This window comes from Lysinibacillus sp. GW823-FHT02G10 (assembly GCF_058797135.1).
This window is the reverse complement of record NZ_JBXAJI010000006.1, coordinates 13,035-29,229: the sequence shown is the minus strand read 5'-3', so window position 1 is coordinate 29,229 and position 16,195 is coordinate 13,035. Positions and strand designations below refer to the sequence as shown.

Sequence of the window (16,195 nt, the reverse complement as noted above, 5' to 3'; positions counted from 1 at the left end):
GTGAGGGAAGTTGTTATTATTATTTGTTAGAGAACGCTTTGCTTGGATAGGATTTTTCATTTTTACTCTAATAATTCTAAATGTGCTATTTTCTTTAGATGTTGGTTTAAATGGGGTTTCTATTTGGTATGTAAACGTTAGTTTACTTGTTTGTTTTATACTCTTTTTTTGGTGTCGCTATGTCATCGAAGTTGGGAAATTAAAAGATTTCCTGGGAAATATGGATAGCCACCTTGATGATGCACATAGAAATAGTTTAGCTTTATCTCCTTTTCAAGAAGTATACTTTCGAAAAATGGAGGATGCCTTTTTTGAAAAGAATTTAGAGTTAAATCAAGCCAAAGTGCAGATACAGGAACATTCTGATGAACTATTAGCTTGGGTCCATGAAGTAAAAGCACCTTTAACTGCCATTAATTTAATGTTTGAACATATTGAGGATTTACAGCTACGTCGAAAATTAGAGAATGAATGGCTAAGACTACATCTTTTGGTTGATCAACAACTGCATCAAACAAGATTATACGCTATTGAAAAAGATAATTATTTAACTGAGATTGAACTGAAGCCCATTATTTATAAAGAAATCCGAGCTATGCAAGCTTGGTGTCTTGAAAAAGGCATTGGCTTTGAAATTGGTGAACTGACAGGGATGGTTATGACAGATGGCAAGTGGCTAGCTTTTATTATACGACAAATTCTTTCGAATGCCATCAAGTATAGCCCAGTAAATTCTGAGATAACAATCTTTACAGAACATGATTCTTCAGGTGCAACATTACTACATATTAAAGATATAGGTAGGGGTATACCTTTAGACGATTTACCTCGGATTTTTCAAAAATCTTATACAGGAACAGCGGGAAGGGAATCCTCTCAATCTACAGGTATGGGTCTCTATTTAGCATCTAATGTAGCCCATAAAATTGGTATTCGTATTAATGTTCAATCTAAAGTTGATGAAGGCTCGCTATTTACACTAAGTTTCCCCTTACAAAATGAATATGCGAAACTAACAGGTAGATGACGAAAATGTCACCTACCTTTTTATATTGTCATGTAAAACGCACGAATGATTAGGTTTGACAGGGTACACTTGAACTATAGAAAGGGGCGTTATGAAGTGACAGTTTTAATAGGACGTAAAATAAAGAAAGTGTATGGAAAAAAATCAACGGCTCAGGAAGTATTAAAGGGTATTGATGTAGAAGTGAATAGAGGAGAATTTGTAGGTATTATGGGACCTTCTGGCTCTGGTAAAACAACGCTTTTAAATGTCTTATGCTCAATTGACTTTGCGACAGAAGGTGTTATTGAGATAAACGGTCATAGTTTACGTGGTATGAAAGAAAAGGCTTTAGCAAACTTCCGAAGAGAGCAGCTAGGATTTATATTTCAAGACTATAATTTATTAGATACCTTGACAGTAAAAGAAAATATTCTTCTACCGTTAGCCATCAGTAAGTTACCAAAAGCTGTTGCCGAAAGTCGAGTGAAGGAACTCACTTCTTTGTTGGGAATCACGGAAATTTTAAATAAATACCCCAACGAAATATCAGGTGGACAAAAACAGCGTACCTCAGCTGCACGTGCACTTATTACCAATCCGTCATTGGTATTTGCAGACGAGCCCACTGGTGCACTAGATTCTAAATCAGCTACAGCCCTGCTTCAAAATCTACAAAATATAAATGAAACAAAAGAAGCGACAATTATGATGGTTACACACGATGCTGTAGCCGCAAGTTTCTGTACACGTGTGTTATTTCTAAAGGATGGCCTTATCTATAGTGAACTTTATAAGGGCGATAAAACACGGCAGGCCTTTTTCAAAGAAATCATGCATACACAAAGTGTGCTAGGCGGTGACGGGTATGAGTCTTAGTAAGTTAGTACTTCGAAGTATGAAGAAAAATATGAAGCACTACTATCTATATTTCTTTGCACTTATTTTTAGTGTTACATTATACTTTTCGTTTGTCACCTTGCAAAATAATACGGAGGTGTGGGCTGCTGTTCAAATGAGTGGAACAGCTACGGCCGGATTTAAGGCAGCAACTTATATTCTTTATTTTATCGTTTTATTCTTCGTTCTGTATGCAAACCATTTATTTATGAAGCGTCGTAGTAAGGAAATAGGTTTGTATCAACTGATCGGCATGACTAAGGGGCTAATCGTGCGTTTATTAGCGGTTGAAAACATTCTCTTATTTGTTGGAGCTGTTATTATAGGTATGTTGGCAGGCTTCTTTAGCTCTCGTGTGTTTGCAATGATTTTGCTTCGTGTGCTTGAAAAAGAAGCTCTCGTAACCATGACTTTTAGTACACAAGCTTTACTGCAGTCGATGATTGTATTTACTATCTTATTGATCATCGTTCTTATACAGATGGCTTGGATGATTCATCATGTGTCATTGTTATCATTATTTAGTGCAGCAAAACAAGCAGATGAGCGTGTGAGACGCTTTAGTGCGTTCCAGATGGTTATTGGCTTTTTGGGCCTTATACTGATTGTTTATGGCTACTATGCATCGACAAAGTTGTTCGATATCGAATCTGCTGGTAATTTATTTATCAATATGATAATTATTTTAGCTACTACAATTGGTGGAACATTCCTTGTTTTTCGTTTCTCTGTAGCATTTATTATGAATACTATTCGCCTAAAGAAAAAAGGGCATTTATCCATAAAGGATGTGTTAGCATTAACGCCCATCATGCATCGCATGAAGAGCAATGCAAAGTCATTAACGCTAATCACCGTGTTAACAGGCGTTTCTCTAGGCGTGACGACTCTTTCCTATATCGCCTACTACTCCTCGGAAGCATCTGCATATAGCCAAGTACCTGGTGATTTCATATTGCTTGAAGAGCAAGGGGAGGAATTTTTAGAGAAGTTAGAGGAAAATAATATTGCTTATGATAAAATTGACTACCGTCTTCAGGGAGTAACCGCTGCTGTAGGTCAATTGATGTCTAAAAAACAGCAGGATAACCCTTTATATACAATGGAAGGCACAATTTATACCATTCCGCTTTCAGATTACCAGCAGAGTGTTCCAGAAGCTAATCTTTCAGGGAATGAGGTTATCTTAACAAACTATGGTGGTTATATGGCTGAAATGTTCCCGTTAGAGAAAGATCATGATTTAGTAGTATCTGCAGGAGAACTTGAAGAAACTTTTCATGTCGTTGATATCCACGATAAAAGCGTTATAAGTGGTATTGTAACGGCTGGGGGTGGTGGACCTATCTTTGTTGTGACAGATGATATGTTTAAAAGTTTAACTACACAGGCAGCTCTTTATCCTTGGCATCATCAAACAACAATTACTTTAAAATCTAACGAAGATATTACAACAGCAGAAAAATTATATATTCAATCAAATGCAGGTATTATTACGGCTGTAGATGATGAAGGGAAGACAAAGCAATATACACAATCATCCTATGAAGGAAAACGTAAAGACAATATTGAATCATTGGGTCTTACCATCTTTACAACAGCATTTTTAGGGTTAGCGTTTTTAATGACCACAGGTAGTATTCTATACTTTAAACAAATGTCTGAGGCGGAGGAAGAACGTGATTCCTATACAATCCTACGAAAGATTGGTTTTGCTGAAAAAGATATCATGAAGGGTATTTATATGAAACAGGCCTTTAATTTCGGTGTTCCACTAGTTATTGGGTTATTGCATAGCTACTTTGCTGTTAAGTCAGGATGGTTTTTATTTGGGACAGAGTTAACAGCTCCCTTGTGGATTGCAATGTGCTGTTATATAGCTTTATATACGATTTTTGCTATTCTATCGGTAGGCTACTATAAAAAGGTTGTACGTCAGTCGTTGTAATATTAAATAAGAGGAAACTCGGAAACAGTGTGGTGGTTATCATTACACTGTTTTTTTAGTGCAAAAAATATAGAAGTTACAAAAAACCTTGACTTTCAATTATCAGAATAATAAAGTTTAACATGTTAGTAATTTAGTGTATGAAAGTAGAGTGTAACAATGAATGCAGTAATTGCGGCTGTTGCCGTTATGTTAATATTAAGCTTGCTTCGCATCAATGTAGTTCTCTCGTTAGTTCTAGGAGCATTTGTAGGTGGTCTAACTAGTGGGATGGGCATTGAGTCAACAGTCCAATCATTTACAGAAGGATTAGGAGCAGGAGCAACCATTGCATTAAGTTATGGCTTACTTGGTGGTTTTGCAATCGCCATTGCCAAAACAGGAATACCCGAATTAATGATAGCCGGGATGTTAAAAATATTAAAGGGTGAAAGTAATAGAAAAGGACTTGTGAAGGTATTAATTTTCTTCCTTATTTTTGTGATGTCTATTTTATCTCAAAATGTTATTCCTATTCATATTGCCTTCATTCCATTATTAATACCTCCTATTTTAAAGATTTTAAATATGCTAGAAGTCGATCGACGTATAATTGCAACGTTGATTGCAGTAGGCTTAATTGGTACTTATAGTTTTGTACCTGCTGGTTTTGGAGCAATCTTTCAAGATATCGTTGCTACACAAGTGTCAGAGGCAGGAATGGCTGTTTCTTCACGTGATGTCCCTGCAGCAATGGGTATTCCCGTATTAGGAATGCTAATCGGATTGATAATTGCCTTCGCTGTATACCGCAAACCAAGACATTATAAGCATAGTGAAGTGGAGACGGAATCTTTAAATGTAAACGTCAGCAAATTCATTATGTTTTCTACAGCTCTGGCACTAGTAATATCACTATGCGCTCAAGTGTTAACAGACTCAATGATTGTAGGCTCGTTTGCAGGTATTATGATTATGTATTTTACAGGTGCTCTTAAATGGAGAGAAGCAGATGATATTCTTTCTGAAGGAATGAAGATGATGGCCTTTATTGGCTTTGTTATGATTGCGGCAAATGGTTTTGCGGCGGTAATCAATGCAACAGGTGATGTGGACAGCTTAATTACAAATTCACTCACTGTATTAGAAGGAAATAGAAGTCTTGCTGTCTTCATCATGTTAGTCATAGGATTAGTTGTGACGATGGGGATTGGTTCGTCCTTCGCTACAGTGCCTATAATCGCGACACTATTTGTTCCGCTAGCACAAGGTTTAGATATGAGTCCTTTAGCGATATTATGCTTAATCGGTACAGCTGGTGCTTTAGGAGACGCAGGTTCTCCAGCATCCGATTCTACATTAGGGCCAACAGCAGGCCTTAATGTTGATGGCCAGCATCATCATATTTGGGATACCTGTGTTCCTACGTTTATTTTCATTAACATACCACTAATCCTGTTTGGTTGGATTGCTTGTGTGTTCTTTCTATAATAAGGAGGTAGTTTCTATAATTATATAGAAACTACTTTTTTCTTTTTTGAGTTATTTGAAATGTGCGAAAATGTTGATATGACAACCTTAAGTGTTGCAATATGTATAGAAATTTTATATACTAATAAACGGCTTAATAAAGCGAAGAAATAGTAGTACTAAGAATATCTGCAACATTTAAAAGAATTTAGCGAAAAGACTTGCTTATTCTTTTTTTATTGTATATAATGTTGAATGTTGGTCTTTGACTGCGATGAAGCGAGAGGTTGCCGACACACCCGGCCGCTTTGCCATGGCGGTGTGTGGGAAAATTTTCGTGGAGAATGTCTAGAAAATAGGCGAGAAGGAGGGAAAATAATGGCAAAACAAAAGATTCGTATTCGTTTAAAAGCGTATGATCACCGTATTTTAGATCAATCTGCTGAGAAAATTGTGGAAACTGCAAAACGTTCAGGTGCAAGTGTATCAGGTCCGATTCCACTTCCAACTGAGAAGTCTGTGTACACAATTCTTCGTGCGGTTCACAAGTACAAAGATTCTCGTGAACAATTCGAAATGCGTACGCATAAACGTCTGATCGATATCGTTAACCCAACACCACAAACTGTTGACGCGTTAATGAAACTTGATTTACCATCTGGCGTTGATATCGAAATCAAACTTTAATGGTAAAAACAATATAACTTTTAAAACTTACAGGAGGTGTGACAAATGGCTAAAGGAATCTTAGGTAGAAAAATTGGTATGACACAAGTTTTCGCTGAAAACGGCGATTTAATCCCGGTAACAGTTATCGAAGCTACTCCAAACGTAGTTCTTCAAAAGAAAACTGTTGAAACAGACGGCTACGAAGCAATTCAAGTTGGTTTCGAAGACAAGCGCGTTAAGCTTTCTAACAAACCAGAACAAGGTCACGTAGCAAAAGCGAACACTGCTCCTAAGCGCTTCATTCGTGAATTCCGCAACGTGAACGTGGAAGAATACGAAGTTGGTCAAGAAGTCAAAGTAGAAATTTTCGCAGAAGGCGATGTAATCGATGTAACAGGAGTTACTAAAGGTAAAGGTTTCCAAGGTGTTATCAAACGCCACGGACAATCTCGTGGTCCTATGGCCCACGGTTCTCGTTACCACCGTCGTCCTGGTTCAATGGGTCCAGTTGCTCCGAACCGCGTATTCAAACAAAAGAAATTACCTGGTCAAATGGGTGGCAATGTAGTTACAATCCAAAACTTAGAAATCGTGAAAGTTGACACAGATCGTAACTTACTACTTGTTAAAGGTAATGTTCCTGGTTCTAAAAAAGCTCTAGTTACAGTAAAAACTGCAATTAAAGCTAAGTAATCACTTAAGGAAAGGAGGAAACAGGAATGACAAAAGTATCTGTACTTAGTCAAACAGGTGCTTCAGTTGGTGAAATCGAATTAAACGATGCGATCTTCGGAATCGAGCCAAATGAAGCAGTATTATTCGACGCAGTAGTTGCTCAACGCGCTTCTCTTCGTCAAGGTAATCACAAGGTTAAAAACCGTTCTGAAGTTGCTGGTGGTGGTCGTAAACCATGGCGTCAAAAAGGAACTGGTCGTGCTCGTCAAGGTTCTATCCGTTCTCCACAATGGCGCGGCGGTGGTATCGTATTCGGTCCTACTCCACGTAGCTATTCTTATAAATTACCTAAAAAAGTTCGTCGTTTAGCTCTTAAATCTGCTTTATCAGCTAAAGTAGTAGAACAAAACTTCTTAGTTCTTGATGCTCTAACTCTAGCAGCACCAAAAACAAAAGAATTCACAAAAATCCTTAAAGATCTTTCTTTAGAGAAAAAATCTTTATTCGTAACTGCTGACCTAGATGAAAACGTAGCATTGTCTGCTCGTAACATCCCAGGTGTAACAGTTTTAACTGCAAACGGAATCAACGTTCTTGATCTATTAGGTCATGATAAAGTTGTATTCACTAAGTCTGCAGTAGAAAAAGTTGAGGAGGTGCTTGGATAATGGAAGCACGTGATATTTTAAAACGTCCGGTCATTACTGAGCGTTCTTCAGAACTTATGGCAGAGAAAAAGTATACTTTCGAAGTAGACACTCGCGCTAACAAAACTCAAGTAAAAGACGCTGTAGAAGAAATCTTTGGCGTAAAAGTTGAGAAAGTAAACGTTCTTAACTACAAAGGTAAATTCAAACGCGTAGGCCGTTACGGTGGTTACACTAACAAACGTCGTAAAGCGATCGTTAAACTAACTGCTGATAGCAAAGAAATTGAATTATTCGAAATGTAATCCTAACGGATTTATGATTTGAACACTCAAGAAGGAGGGAAAACACAATGGCGATTAAAAAGTATAAACCTACCTCTAATGGTCGTCGTAACATGACGTCATTAGACTTTGCGGAAATTACAACTAACAAGCCTGAGAAATCATTGCTTGAACCAACTAAACGCAAAGCTGGTCGTAACAACCAAGGTAAAATCACTGTTCGTCATCATGGTGGTGGTCATAAGAAGCAATACCGTGTTATCGATTTCAAACGTGTTAAAGATGGCATTCCGGCAAAAGTTGCTACTATTGAATATGATCCAAACCGTTCTGCGAATATCGCATTAATCAACTACGCTGATGGAGCAAAAGCTTACATCTTAGCACCAAAAGGTCTAGAGGTTGGTCAAACAATCGTTTCTGGTCCAGATGCTGATATTAAAGTAGGTAACACTTTACCATTAGCAAACATTCCAATGGGTACTACAATCCATAACATCGAGTTAAAACCTGGTAAAGGCGGACAATTAGTACGTTCAGCTGGTACTTCTGCGCAAGTACTTGGTCGTGAAGATAAGTACGTTATCGTTCGTTTACAATCTGGTGAAGTACGTTTAGTTTTAGCTACTTGCCGCGCTACAATCGGTCAAGTTGGTAACGAACAACACGAACTTGTACACATCGGTAAAGCAGGTCGTAGCCGTTGGTTAGGTAAACGCCCAGAAGTTCGTGGTTCTGTAATGAACCCTAACGATCACCCACACGGTGGTGGTGAAGGACGTTCTCCAATCGGACGTAAATCACCAATGACTCCTTGGGGTAAACCAGCACTTGGTTACAAAACTCGCAAGAAGAAAAACAAATCGGATAAATTTATCATCCGTAGTCGTAAAAAATAAAGTGGTTAAACTACGGTTCTATGTGAGAGCCGTGGTGGAATCACGGAGGGAGGTTCCTACATGGGTCGCAGCTTGAAAAAAGGACCTTTTGTCGATGACCACTTAATGAAAAAAGTGGAAGCGCAAGAGGCTTCTGAGAAAAAACAAGTTATCAAAACTTGGTCACGCCGTTCTACAATCTTCCCGAACTTCATCGGTTTAACGATTGCTGTATATGATGGACGTAAACATGTTCCTGTATACGTAACAGAAGATATGGTAGGCCATAAACTTGGTGAGTTCGCACCGACACGTACTTATAAAGGTCACGGTGCAGACGACAAGAAAACAAGACGCTAATTTTGAGAGGAGGTAAATCCTAATGACACAAGCTAAAGCTATCGCTCGTACAGTACGCATTGCTCCTCGCAAAGTACGTCTAGTTGTAGACTTAATCCGAGGTAAGCAAGTTGGTGAAGCAGTTGCAATTTTACGTCATACTCCAAAAGCGGCGTCTCCAGTCGTTGAGAAAGTATTAAAATCTGCAGTTGCTAACGCTGAGCACAACTACGATCTTGACATCAACTCTTTAGTAGTTTCTGAAGTATTCGTTGACGAAGGTCCAACTTTAAAACGTTTCCGTCCACGTGCACAAGGACGTGCAAGCGCAATTAACAAACGCACAAGCCACATTACTCTAGTGGTATCTGAGAAGAAGGAGGGTTAATCCGTGGGTCAAAAAGTACATCCAATAGGACTACGCGTTGGTATTATTCGTGACTGGGAGTCAAAATGGTACGCTGAAAAAGACTATGCAACTCTACTTCACGAAGACATCAAAGTGCGTAAATATATTGAAACGGCTCTTAAAGACGCTTCAGTTTCTAAAGTAGAAATCGAACGTGCTGCAAACCGTGTAAACATTACAATTCACACTGCGAAACCAGGTATGGTAATCGGTAAAGGTGGTACTGAAGTTGAAAATCTTCGTAAATACCTTAGCGATTTAACTGGTAAACGTGTACACATCAACATCATTGAAATCAAACGTGCAGATCTTGACGCTCGTCTAGTAGCTGAAAACATCGCTCGTCAATTAGAAAATCGTGTATCATTCCGTCGTGCGCAAAAGCAAGCGATCCAACGCACAATCCGCGCTGGTGCAAAAGGAATTAAAACACAAGTATCTGGTCGTTTAGGTGGCGCTGATATCGCGCGTGCTGAACACTATAGTGAAGGAACTGTTCCACTTCATACTCTACGTGCTGACATCGATTATGCACACGCAGAAGCTGATACTACTTACGGTAAATTAGGCGTTAAAGTATGGATCTACCGTGGTGAAGTTCTTCCTACGAAGAAATCTGTGGAAGGAGGCAAATAATATGTTATTGCCTAAACGCGTTAAATACCGTCGTGAACACCGCGGCAACATGCGTGGCGAAGCGAAAGGCGGTAAAGAAGTAACTTTCGGCGAATGGGGCTTACAAGCTCAAACTGCTAGCTGGATTACTAACCGTCAAATCGAATCTGCTCGTATCGCGATGACTCGTTACATGAAACGTGGCGGTAAAGTTTGGATTAAAATCTTCCCACATAAACCTTACACTAAAAAACCTCTAGAAGTCCGCATGGGTTCTGGTAAAGGTTCTCCTGAAGGTTGGGTAGCAGTAGTTAAACCAGGAAAAGTAATGTTCGAAATTGCTGGCGTATCTGAAGAAGTTGCACGTGAAGCACTTCGTTTAGCATCACACAAACTTCCTGTTAAATGTAAGATCGTAAAACGTCAAGAAACTGGTGGTGAATCTAATGAAAGCTAATGAAATCCGTGACCTTGCTACTTCTGAAATAGAATTAAAAGTGAAATCACTGAAAGAAGAGCTTTTCAACCTTCGCTTCCAATTGGCGACTGGTCAATTAGAAAACACAGCTCGTATTCGTGAAGTGCGTAAAGCAATCGCGCGTATGAAAACTGTTATTCGTGAAAGAGAAATCAGTGCAAATAACTGATAAAGGAGGTTTTCAAGTATGACTGAGCGCAATCAACGCAAAGTTTACACGGGCCGCGTTGTTTCAGATAAAATGGACAAAACTGTTACTGTTTTAGTTGAAACTTACAAAAAGCACAAGCTTTATGGTAAGCGTGTAAAATACTCTAAAAAGTTTAAAGCTCATGATGAGTTAAACACAGCGAAAATCGGTGATATCGTACGTATCATGGAAACTCGCCCGCTATCAGCTACTAAACGTTTCCGTCTAGTAGAAGTTGTAGAAAAAGCGGTTATTATTTAATAACTATTTCGGAACAACCAATTTCCGAAGGGAGGTAACCTAAGTGATCCAACAAGAAAGTCGTATGAAAGTTGCTGACAACTCAGGTGCACGTGAAGTTCTTACAATTAAAGTGCTTGGTGGCTCTGGCCGTAAAACTGCTAACATCGGTGATATCGTTGTTTGTACAGTTAAGAAAGCAACACCAGGTGGCGTTGTCAAGAAGGGTGACGTTGTTAAAGCTGTTATCGTTCGTACTAAATCAGGCGTTCGTCGTAAAGACGGCACGTACATCAAATTTGATGAAAATGCTTGTGTAATTATTCGTGATGATAAATCACCACGCGGAACTCGTATTTTCGGACCTGTTGCACGTGAACTACGTGACAGCAACTTCATGAAAATCGTTTCTCTAGCTCCAGAAGTTCTTTAATTTCATGACAGTGCCAATCAAGGAGGTGCGACAGCATGCATGTAAAAAAAGGTGACAAGGTTAAGGTAATCACTGGTAAGGATAAAGGCAAAGAAGGCGTAATCCTTGCTGCTTTCCCAAAACAAGATCGCGTTCTTGTTGAAGGTGTGAATATCGTGAAAAAACACGTTAAACCTAACCAATTGAATCCACAAGGTGGTATTGTTAGCCAAGAGGCTGCAATTCACGTTTCGAACGTAATGCTAATCGATCCTAAATCTGGCGAGCCGACTCGTGTAGGTTATAAAATCGAAAACGGTAAAAAAGTTCGTGTAGCAAAAAAATCAGGTGCAGTAATCGACTAATTAGTATAAATAGAAGGGAGGTACACACATGAGCCGCCTAAAAGAAAAATATTTAAATGAAGTTTCTCCAGCTCTTATGAGCAAATTTGGATATAAATCAGTTATGCAACTACCGAAAGTTGAGAAAATCGTTATCAACATGGGTGTTGGTGATGCAGTTCAAAACTCTAAAGCGTTAGATGCAGCTGTTGAAGAATTAACAATTATCACTGGTCAAAAACCAGTAGTAACTAAAGCTAAAAAATCGATCGCAGGTTTCCGTCTTCGTGAAGGTATGCCTATCGGTGCTAAAGTTACATTACGCGGTGAGCGTATGTATGAATTCTTGGACAAATTAATTTCTATCTCACTACCTCGTGTACGTGACTTCCGTGGTGTTTCTAAGAAAGCATTCGATGGTCGCGGTAACTACACTCTAGGTGTTAAAGAACAATTAATTTTCCCAGAAATCGATTACGATAAAGTTTCAAAAGTACGCGGTATGGACATCGTGATCGTAACGACAGCGAACTCTGACGAAGAAGCTCGCGAGTTATTGACACAATTCGGTATGCCGTTCCAAAAGTAATCAAACAAGGAGGGCGAAAACGTGGCTAAAAAATCTATGATCGTTAAACAACAACGTAAGCAAAAGTTTAAAGTGCAAGAGTATACACGTTGTGAACGCTGTGGTCGTCCACATTCAGTATATCGCAAATTCAAACTTTGCCGTATTTGTTTCCGAGAACTTGCATATAAGGGACAAATTCCTGGCGTGAAAAAAGCCAGCTGGTAATCCCCTAATTTGGGAAGGAGGTAAATGTAATGACAATGACTGATCCGATTGCAGATATGCTTACTCGCATTCGTAATGCGAACATGGTTCGTCACGAGAAGTTAGAAGTACCAGCTTCCAACGTGAAAAAAGAAATCGCTGAAATTTTAAAGCGTGAAGGTTTCGTACGTGACGTAGAATACGTGGAAGACAACAAACAAGGTATCATCCGTATTTTCTTAAAATATGGAAAAGATAACGAGCGCGTTATCACTGGCTTAAAACGTATTTCTAAACCTGGTTTACGTGTATATGCTAAAACAAATGAAGTACCTAAAGTATTGAACGGTCTTGGTATCGCTTTAGTGTCAACTTCACAAGGTTTATTAACAGATAAAGAAGCTCGCGCTAAACAAGTTGGCGGCGAAGTTCTAGCATACGTTTGGTAATTAGCAATAAATGAATGGAGGTGCAACTAAATGTCTCGTGTAGGTAAAAAAATTATCGAGGTACCAGCTAACGTAACTGTTACTGTTGCAGCTGACAACACTGTTACTGTTAAAGGTCCTAAAGGCGAACTTGTTCGTTCTTTCCACCAAGATATGAAAATTGAGCAAGAGGGTAACGTAATCACTGTAGTACGTCCTTCTGATTCAAAAGAACACCGCACAAACCACGGTACTACTCGTGCGCTTCTTGCGAACATGGTTACTGGTGTTTCTGCAGGTTTCGAAAAAGCTTTAGAACTTATCGGTGTAGGTTACCGTGCGCAATTACAAGGTAATAAACTTGTACTTAACGTAGGTTACTCTCATCCAGTAGAGTTCACACCTGAAGATGGTCTACAAATTGAAGTTCCTTCAAACACTAAGATCATCGTTAAAGGTATCAGCAAAGAACGCGTTGGTGCTCTTGCATCTAACATCCGTGACGTTCGTCCACCAGAGCCTTATAAAGGTAAAGGTATTCGTTATGAAGGCGAATATGTTCGTCGTAAAGAAGGTAAAACAGGTAAATAATGCAGCTTAAGCATTAGAAAGGAGTGACCCTTGTGATTACGAAACAAGATAAAAATCAGGTTCGTAAAAAACGTCATGCTCGCGTTCGTTCTAAAATTTCGGGTACTGCTCAGCGTCCACGCTTAAACGTATTCCGTTCTAACAAGAACATTTACGCGCAACTTATCGATGACGTAGCAGGCGTAACAATTGTTAGCGCATCTTCTCAAGAAAATGGTTTCGAAGGTGCTGGTAGCAATGTTGACGCAGCAACTAAAGTCGGTGAAACAATCGCAAAACGCGCTGCGGAAAAAAATATTACTGCTGTAGTATTTGACCGTGGTGGTTACTTATATCATGGACGTGTTAAAGCTTTAGCTGAAGCTGCACGTGAGAACGGTTTAGAATTTTAATAAGAAGGAGGGACACATTTCATGAGTCGTATTGACGCAAACAAACTTGGAGAACTTGAAGAACGCGTAGTTACTATTAACCGCGTTGCTAAAGTTGTTAAAGGTGGACGTCGCTTCCGCTTCACAGCATTAGTTGTAGTTGGCGATAGAAACGGTCATGTAGGTTTCGGTACTGGTAAAGCTCAAGAGGTGCCAGATGCTATCCGCAAAGCTGTTGAAGATGCGAAGAAAAACTTAATCGAAGTGCCACGCGTAGGTGGAACAACTCCACACTTAGTGCAAGGTCGCTTTGGTGCAGGAGAAATCCTAATCAAACCTGCTGCTCCTGGTACAGGGGTTATCGCTGGTGGTCCAGTACGTGCTGTACTAGAACTTGCTGGTATTACTGATATTCTTTCAAAATCACTTGGATCTAACACACCAATTAACATGGTGCGTGCAACAATTCAAGGTTTAACTGAATTAAAACGCGTAGAGGACGTAGCTAAATTACGTGGTAAATCAGTGGAAGAACTATTAGGATAAGGGGGGAAAGATAATGGCTAACAAATTAGAAATCACCCTTACTAAATCTGTGATTGGTACTAAACCTGCACAACGCAAAACTGTTGAAGCTTTAGGTTTACGTAAATTACACCAAACTGTAGAGAAAGCTGATAACGCAGCTACTCGCGGTATGCTTGATAAAGTAGCTCACTTAGTTACTGTAAAAGAAATTTAATTTCCAATTATTGAACAAGGAGGTGCCACCCACTATGAAACTGCATGAGTTAAAACCAGCAGAAGGTTCTCGTAAGCAACGCAACCGCGTTGGTCGTGGTATCGGTTCTGGTAACGGTAAAACAGCAGGTAAAGGTCATAAAGGTCAAAACGCTCGTTCTGGTGGCGGTGTACGCCCAGGCTTTGAAGGCGGTCAGAACCCATTATTCCGTCGTTTACCAAAACGTGGCTTTACGAACATTAACCGTAAAGAATACGCGATCGTTAACCTTGATGCTTTAAACCGTTTCGAAGACGGTGCAGAGGTAACTGCTGCATTATTACTTGAAACTGGTCTAGTGAGCAATGAAAAAGCTGGAATTAAAGTTCTAGGCAACGGAACTCTTAATAAAAAGCTTACTGTCAAAGCTCATAAATTCTCAGCTTCAGCGAAAGAAGCAATCGAGAATGCCGGCGGAACTACTGAGGTGATTTAATGTTTCAGACAATCTCTAACTTTATGCGTGTTCGAGATATAAGAAATAAAATCATTTTCACACTTTTAATGTTAATCGTTTTTCGTATTGGAACTTTCATTCCAGTACCTAACGTTGACGCTAATGTATTAAAGGCAACTGATGAGTTTAACCTCGTTGGTTTCCTGAATACTTTTGGCGGTGGTGCTTTAAAGAACTTCTCCATCTTTGCAATGGGGATTATGCCTTACATCACAGCCTCAATTATTGTTCAGTTATTGCAAATGGACGTAGTACCGAAGTTTGCTGAGTGGGCAAAGCAAGGTGAAGTCGGAAGACGTAAACTTGCGCAATTTACACGCTACTTTACTATTATTCTTGCTTTTATTCAATCATTCGCGATGTCATTTGGTTTTAATAGAATGTATGGCGGGTCATTGATTAAGGAAGAAGGGGTTTTAACATATGTTATAATCTCTATTGTATTAACAGCGGGTACAGCATTCCTAGTATGGCTTGCTGATCAAATTACTGCGCATGGCGTTGGTAATGGTATTTCTGTTGTAATCTTCGCAGGTATCGTTGCGGCATTACCTACAGGTATCAACCAAATCTATGCACAACAAATCGAGGGTGCGGGTGATAAGCTATTTATCAACCTAATTATCCTTGGTCTACTTGTTTTAATCTTGCTTGCGGTTGTTATTGGAGTTATCTACGTGCAACAAGCACTACGTAAAATTCCAATTCAATATGCAAAACGAGTTACTGGGCGAAATCAACAAACTGGTGGTCAACAAACTCATTTACCGTTAAAAGTAAATGCTGCAGGGGTTATTCCTGTAATCTTTGCTTCAGCGTTTCTGATGACACCTCGTACGTTAGTTCCGTTCTTCGGTGAAAATAATGTTACTACTTTCATTAATAACACGTTTGATCATACAAAACCTGTTGGAATGATTATTTATGTGGCATTAATCATCGCATTCACATATTTCTATGCATTCGTACAAGTGAATCCAGAAAATGTGGCAGATAACTTGAAAAAGCAAGGTGCTTATATTCCAGGTATTCGTCCTGGTGAAAACACTCAAACGTATTTAACAAGCGTGTTATATCGTCTGACATTTGTCGGCGCGATTTTCTTAACTGTTATTTCAGTAATGCCGGTTATATTCATAAACTTTATGAATCTACCTGCCTCAGTGCAGATCGGTGGTACTAGTATTATTATCGTAGTCGGCGTAGCGCTCGAAACGATGAAGCAGCTAGAATCTCAACTTGTTAAACGTCACTACAAAGGCTTTATGAAATAATGTTGGTTTTTAGGGAACGTTCCATCGTTTCCTTT

26 protein-coding genes are annotated in these 16,195 nt (G+C 39.2%); all 26 read left to right on the top strand.

The genetic code is table 11. The features are described 5' to 3' along the window. The first annotated feature begins 10 nt into the window (after positions 1 to 10). The 26 genes from AC1RFD_RS17260 (at position 11) to secY (ending at position 16,160) form a co-directional block, all read left to right on the top strand. A complete protein-coding gene (locus AC1RFD_RS17260; RefSeq protein WP_492475119.1) occupies positions 11 to 1,027 on the top strand; it encodes a sensor histidine kinase in 1,017 nt (338 codons plus the stop codon). 96 nt (positions 1,028 to 1,123) lie between these two features. Next, positions 1,124 to 1,885 (top strand): ABC transporter ATP-binding protein, encoded by a 762-nt coding sequence (locus AC1RFD_RS17255; RefSeq protein WP_048395566.1) that lies wholly within the window; start codon positions 1,124 to 1,126, stop codon positions 1,883 to 1,885. Then, entirely contained in the window at positions 1,875 to 3,854 is a 1,980-nt protein-coding gene (locus AC1RFD_RS17250) for an ABC transporter permease (protein WP_328023931.1), read from the top strand. Before AC1RFD_RS17255 ends, AC1RFD_RS17250 begins: the two co-directional genes overlap by 11 nt. Positions 3,855 to 4,013: 159 nt before the next feature. Beyond that, positions 4,014 to 5,324 carry a Na+/H+ antiporter family protein gene (locus tag AC1RFD_RS17245; RefSeq protein WP_259420055.1) on the top strand — a complete coding sequence of 437 codons (1,311 nt, stop codon included), beginning with the start codon at positions 4,014 to 4,016 and terminating at the stop codon, positions 5,322 to 5,324. A gap of 357 nt (positions 5,325 to 5,681) precedes the next feature. Beyond that, a complete protein-coding gene (rpsJ, locus tag AC1RFD_RS17240; protein ID WP_004233624.1) occupies positions 5,682 to 5,990 on the top strand; it encodes a 30S ribosomal protein S10 in 309 nt (102 codons plus the stop codon). Between the two features lie 45 nt (positions 5,991 to 6,035). Beyond that, on the top strand, positions 6,036 to 6,665 hold the full coding sequence (gene rplC / locus AC1RFD_RS17235; RefSeq protein WP_004233625.1) for a 50S ribosomal protein L3: 630 nt from the start codon (positions 6,036 to 6,038) through the stop codon (positions 6,663 to 6,665). 26 nt (positions 6,666 to 6,691) lie between these two features. Further along, on the top strand, positions 6,692 to 7,315 hold the full coding sequence (gene rplD / locus AC1RFD_RS17230) for a 50S ribosomal protein L4 (protein WP_004233626.1): 624 nt from the start codon (positions 6,692 to 6,694) through the stop codon (positions 7,313 to 7,315). Further along, positions 7,315 to 7,599, top strand: a complete 285-nt coding sequence (gene rplW, locus AC1RFD_RS17225) for a 50S ribosomal protein L23 (RefSeq protein ID WP_004233628.1) — start codon at positions 7,315 to 7,317, stop codon at positions 7,597 to 7,599. Before rplD ends, rplW begins: the two co-directional genes overlap by 1 nt. Before the next feature lie 47 nt (positions 7,600 to 7,646). Beyond that, positions 7,647 to 8,477, top strand: coding sequence for a 50S ribosomal protein L2 (gene rplB, locus AC1RFD_RS17220; protein ID WP_009373990.1), 831 nt, complete (start codon positions 7,647 to 7,649; stop codon positions 8,475 to 8,477). Between the two features lie 60 nt (positions 8,478 to 8,537). After that, positions 8,538 to 8,816, top strand: a complete 279-nt coding sequence (gene rpsS, locus AC1RFD_RS17215; RefSeq protein WP_004233637.1) for a 30S ribosomal protein S19 — start codon at positions 8,538 to 8,540, stop codon at positions 8,814 to 8,816. A gap of 22 nt (positions 8,817 to 8,838) precedes the next feature. Next, on the top strand, positions 8,839 to 9,183 hold the full coding sequence (rplV, locus tag AC1RFD_RS17210; protein WP_004233639.1) for a 50S ribosomal protein L22: 345 nt from the start codon (positions 8,839 to 8,841) through the stop codon (positions 9,181 to 9,183). Between the two features lie 3 nt (positions 9,184 to 9,186). Then, entirely contained in the window at positions 9,187 to 9,840 is a 654-nt protein-coding gene (rpsC, locus tag AC1RFD_RS17205) for a 30S ribosomal protein S3 (protein WP_004233642.1), read from the top strand. Position 9,841: 1 nt separating this feature from the next. Further along, positions 9,842 to 10,276, top strand: a complete 435-nt coding sequence (gene rplP, locus AC1RFD_RS17200; protein WP_004233644.1) for a 50S ribosomal protein L16 — start codon at positions 9,842 to 9,844, stop codon at positions 10,274 to 10,276. Next, positions 10,266 to 10,466, top strand: coding sequence for a 50S ribosomal protein L29 (gene rpmC / locus AC1RFD_RS17195; RefSeq protein WP_004233646.1), 201 nt, complete (start codon positions 10,266 to 10,268; stop codon positions 10,464 to 10,466). The genes rplP and rpmC overlap by 11 nt, the downstream gene beginning before the upstream one ends. An 18-nt stretch (positions 10,467 to 10,484) precedes the next feature. Beyond that, positions 10,485 to 10,748: a 30S ribosomal protein S17 gene (gene rpsQ / locus AC1RFD_RS17190; protein WP_004233648.1), complete on the top strand. Its 264-nt coding sequence runs from the start codon at positions 10,485 to 10,487 to the stop codon at positions 10,746 to 10,748. A gap of 43 nt (positions 10,749 to 10,791) precedes the next feature. Next, a complete protein-coding gene (gene rplN / locus AC1RFD_RS17185) occupies positions 10,792 to 11,160 on the top strand; it encodes a 50S ribosomal protein L14 (RefSeq protein WP_004233650.1) in 369 nt (122 codons plus the stop codon). A gap of 35 nt (positions 11,161 to 11,195) precedes the next feature. Beyond that, positions 11,196 to 11,504 carry a 50S ribosomal protein L24 gene (rplX, locus tag AC1RFD_RS17180; protein WP_004233652.1) on the top strand — a complete coding sequence of 103 codons (309 nt, stop codon included), beginning with the start codon at positions 11,196 to 11,198 and terminating at the stop codon, positions 11,502 to 11,504. A gap of 28 nt (positions 11,505 to 11,532) precedes the next feature. Next, a complete protein-coding gene (rplE, locus tag AC1RFD_RS17175) occupies positions 11,533 to 12,072 on the top strand; it encodes a 50S ribosomal protein L5 (RefSeq protein WP_004233654.1) in 540 nt (179 codons plus the stop codon). Positions 12,073 to 12,093: 21 nt separating this feature from the next. After that, positions 12,094 to 12,279: a type Z 30S ribosomal protein S14 gene (locus AC1RFD_RS17170; protein ID WP_004233656.1), complete on the top strand. Its 186-nt coding sequence runs from the start codon at positions 12,094 to 12,096 to the stop codon at positions 12,277 to 12,279. 29 nt (positions 12,280 to 12,308) lie between these two features. Next, on the top strand, positions 12,309 to 12,707 hold the full coding sequence (rpsH, locus tag AC1RFD_RS17165) for a 30S ribosomal protein S8 (protein WP_008181717.1): 399 nt from the start codon (positions 12,309 to 12,311) through the stop codon (positions 12,705 to 12,707). 30 nt (positions 12,708 to 12,737) lie between these two features. Further along, on the top strand, positions 12,738 to 13,277 hold the full coding sequence (gene rplF, locus AC1RFD_RS17160; protein WP_048395570.1) for a 50S ribosomal protein L6: 540 nt from the start codon (positions 12,738 to 12,740) through the stop codon (positions 13,275 to 13,277). A 32-nt stretch (positions 13,278 to 13,309) separates the two neighbouring features. Further along, entirely contained in the window at positions 13,310 to 13,669 is a 360-nt protein-coding gene (rplR, locus tag AC1RFD_RS17155) for a 50S ribosomal protein L18 (RefSeq protein WP_004233662.1), read from the top strand. A 21-nt stretch (positions 13,670 to 13,690) separates the two neighbouring features. After that, positions 13,691 to 14,194 carry a 30S ribosomal protein S5 gene (rpsE, locus tag AC1RFD_RS17150; RefSeq protein ID WP_004233664.1) on the top strand — a complete coding sequence of 168 codons (504 nt, stop codon included), beginning with the start codon at positions 13,691 to 13,693 and terminating at the stop codon, positions 14,192 to 14,194. Positions 14,195 to 14,207: 13 nt separating this feature from the next. Then, entirely contained in the window at positions 14,208 to 14,390 is a 183-nt protein-coding gene (rpmD, locus tag AC1RFD_RS17145) for a 50S ribosomal protein L30 (protein ID WP_004233668.1), read from the top strand. A 34-nt stretch (positions 14,391 to 14,424) separates the two neighbouring features. Continuing rightward, entirely contained in the window at positions 14,425 to 14,865 is a 441-nt protein-coding gene (rplO, locus tag AC1RFD_RS17140; protein ID WP_004233670.1) for a 50S ribosomal protein L15, read from the top strand. Further along, the gene (gene secY / locus AC1RFD_RS17135; protein ID WP_004233672.1) at positions 14,865 to 16,160 is read left to right on the top strand and encodes a preprotein translocase subunit SecY; all 1,296 of its coding nucleotides are present in this window, start codon (positions 14,865 to 14,867) and stop codon (positions 16,158 to 16,160) included. Before rplO ends, secY begins: the two co-directional genes overlap by 1 nt. Positions 16,161 to 16,195: the final 35 nt, after the last annotated feature.

Coding starts and splice junctions, on each gene's coding strand:
- AC1RFD_RS17250 (WP_328023931.1), top strand. CDS start 1,875: ATGAGTCTTAGTAAGTTAGTACTTCGAAGTATGAAGAAAAATATGAAG.
- AC1RFD_RS17245 (WP_259420055.1), top strand. CDS start 4,014: ATGAATGCAGTAATTGCGGCTGTTGCCGTTATGTTAATATTAAGCTTG.
- rpsJ (WP_004233624.1), top strand. CDS start 5,682: ATGGCAAAACAAAAGATTCGTATTCGTTTAAAAGCGTATGATCACCGT.
- rplC (WP_004233625.1), top strand. CDS start 6,036: ATGGCTAAAGGAATCTTAGGTAGAAAAATTGGTATGACACAAGTTTTC.
- rplD (WP_004233626.1), top strand. CDS start 6,692: ATGACAAAAGTATCTGTACTTAGTCAAACAGGTGCTTCAGTTGGTGAA.
- rplW (WP_004233628.1), top strand. CDS start 7,315: ATGGAAGCACGTGATATTTTAAAACGTCCGGTCATTACTGAGCGTTCT.
- rplB (WP_009373990.1), top strand. CDS start 7,647: ATGGCGATTAAAAAGTATAAACCTACCTCTAATGGTCGTCGTAACATG.
- rpsS (WP_004233637.1), top strand. CDS start 8,538: ATGGGTCGCAGCTTGAAAAAAGGACCTTTTGTCGATGACCACTTAATG.
- rplV (WP_004233639.1), top strand. CDS start 8,839: ATGACACAAGCTAAAGCTATCGCTCGTACAGTACGCATTGCTCCTCGC.
- rplP (WP_004233644.1), top strand. CDS start 9,842: ATGTTATTGCCTAAACGCGTTAAATACCGTCGTGAACACCGCGGCAAC.
- rpmC (WP_004233646.1), top strand. CDS start 10,266: ATGAAAGCTAATGAAATCCGTGACCTTGCTACTTCTGAAATAGAATTA.
- rpsQ (WP_004233648.1), top strand. CDS start 10,485: ATGACTGAGCGCAATCAACGCAAAGTTTACACGGGCCGCGTTGTTTCA.
- rplX (WP_004233652.1), top strand. CDS start 11,196: ATGCATGTAAAAAAAGGTGACAAGGTTAAGGTAATCACTGGTAAGGAT.
- rplE (WP_004233654.1), top strand. CDS start 11,533: ATGAGCCGCCTAAAAGAAAAATATTTAAATGAAGTTTCTCCAGCTCTT.
- rpsH (WP_008181717.1), top strand. CDS start 12,309: ATGACAATGACTGATCCGATTGCAGATATGCTTACTCGCATTCGTAAT.
- rplF (WP_048395570.1), top strand. CDS start 12,738: ATGTCTCGTGTAGGTAAAAAAATTATCGAGGTACCAGCTAACGTAACT.
- rpsE (WP_004233664.1), top strand. CDS start 13,691: ATGAGTCGTATTGACGCAAACAAACTTGGAGAACTTGAAGAACGCGTA.
- rpmD (WP_004233668.1), top strand. CDS start 14,208: ATGGCTAACAAATTAGAAATCACCCTTACTAAATCTGTGATTGGTACT.
- rplO (WP_004233670.1), top strand. CDS start 14,425: ATGAAACTGCATGAGTTAAAACCAGCAGAAGGTTCTCGTAAGCAACGC.
- secY (WP_004233672.1), top strand. CDS start 14,865: ATGTTTCAGACAATCTCTAACTTTATGCGTGTTCGAGATATAAGAAAT.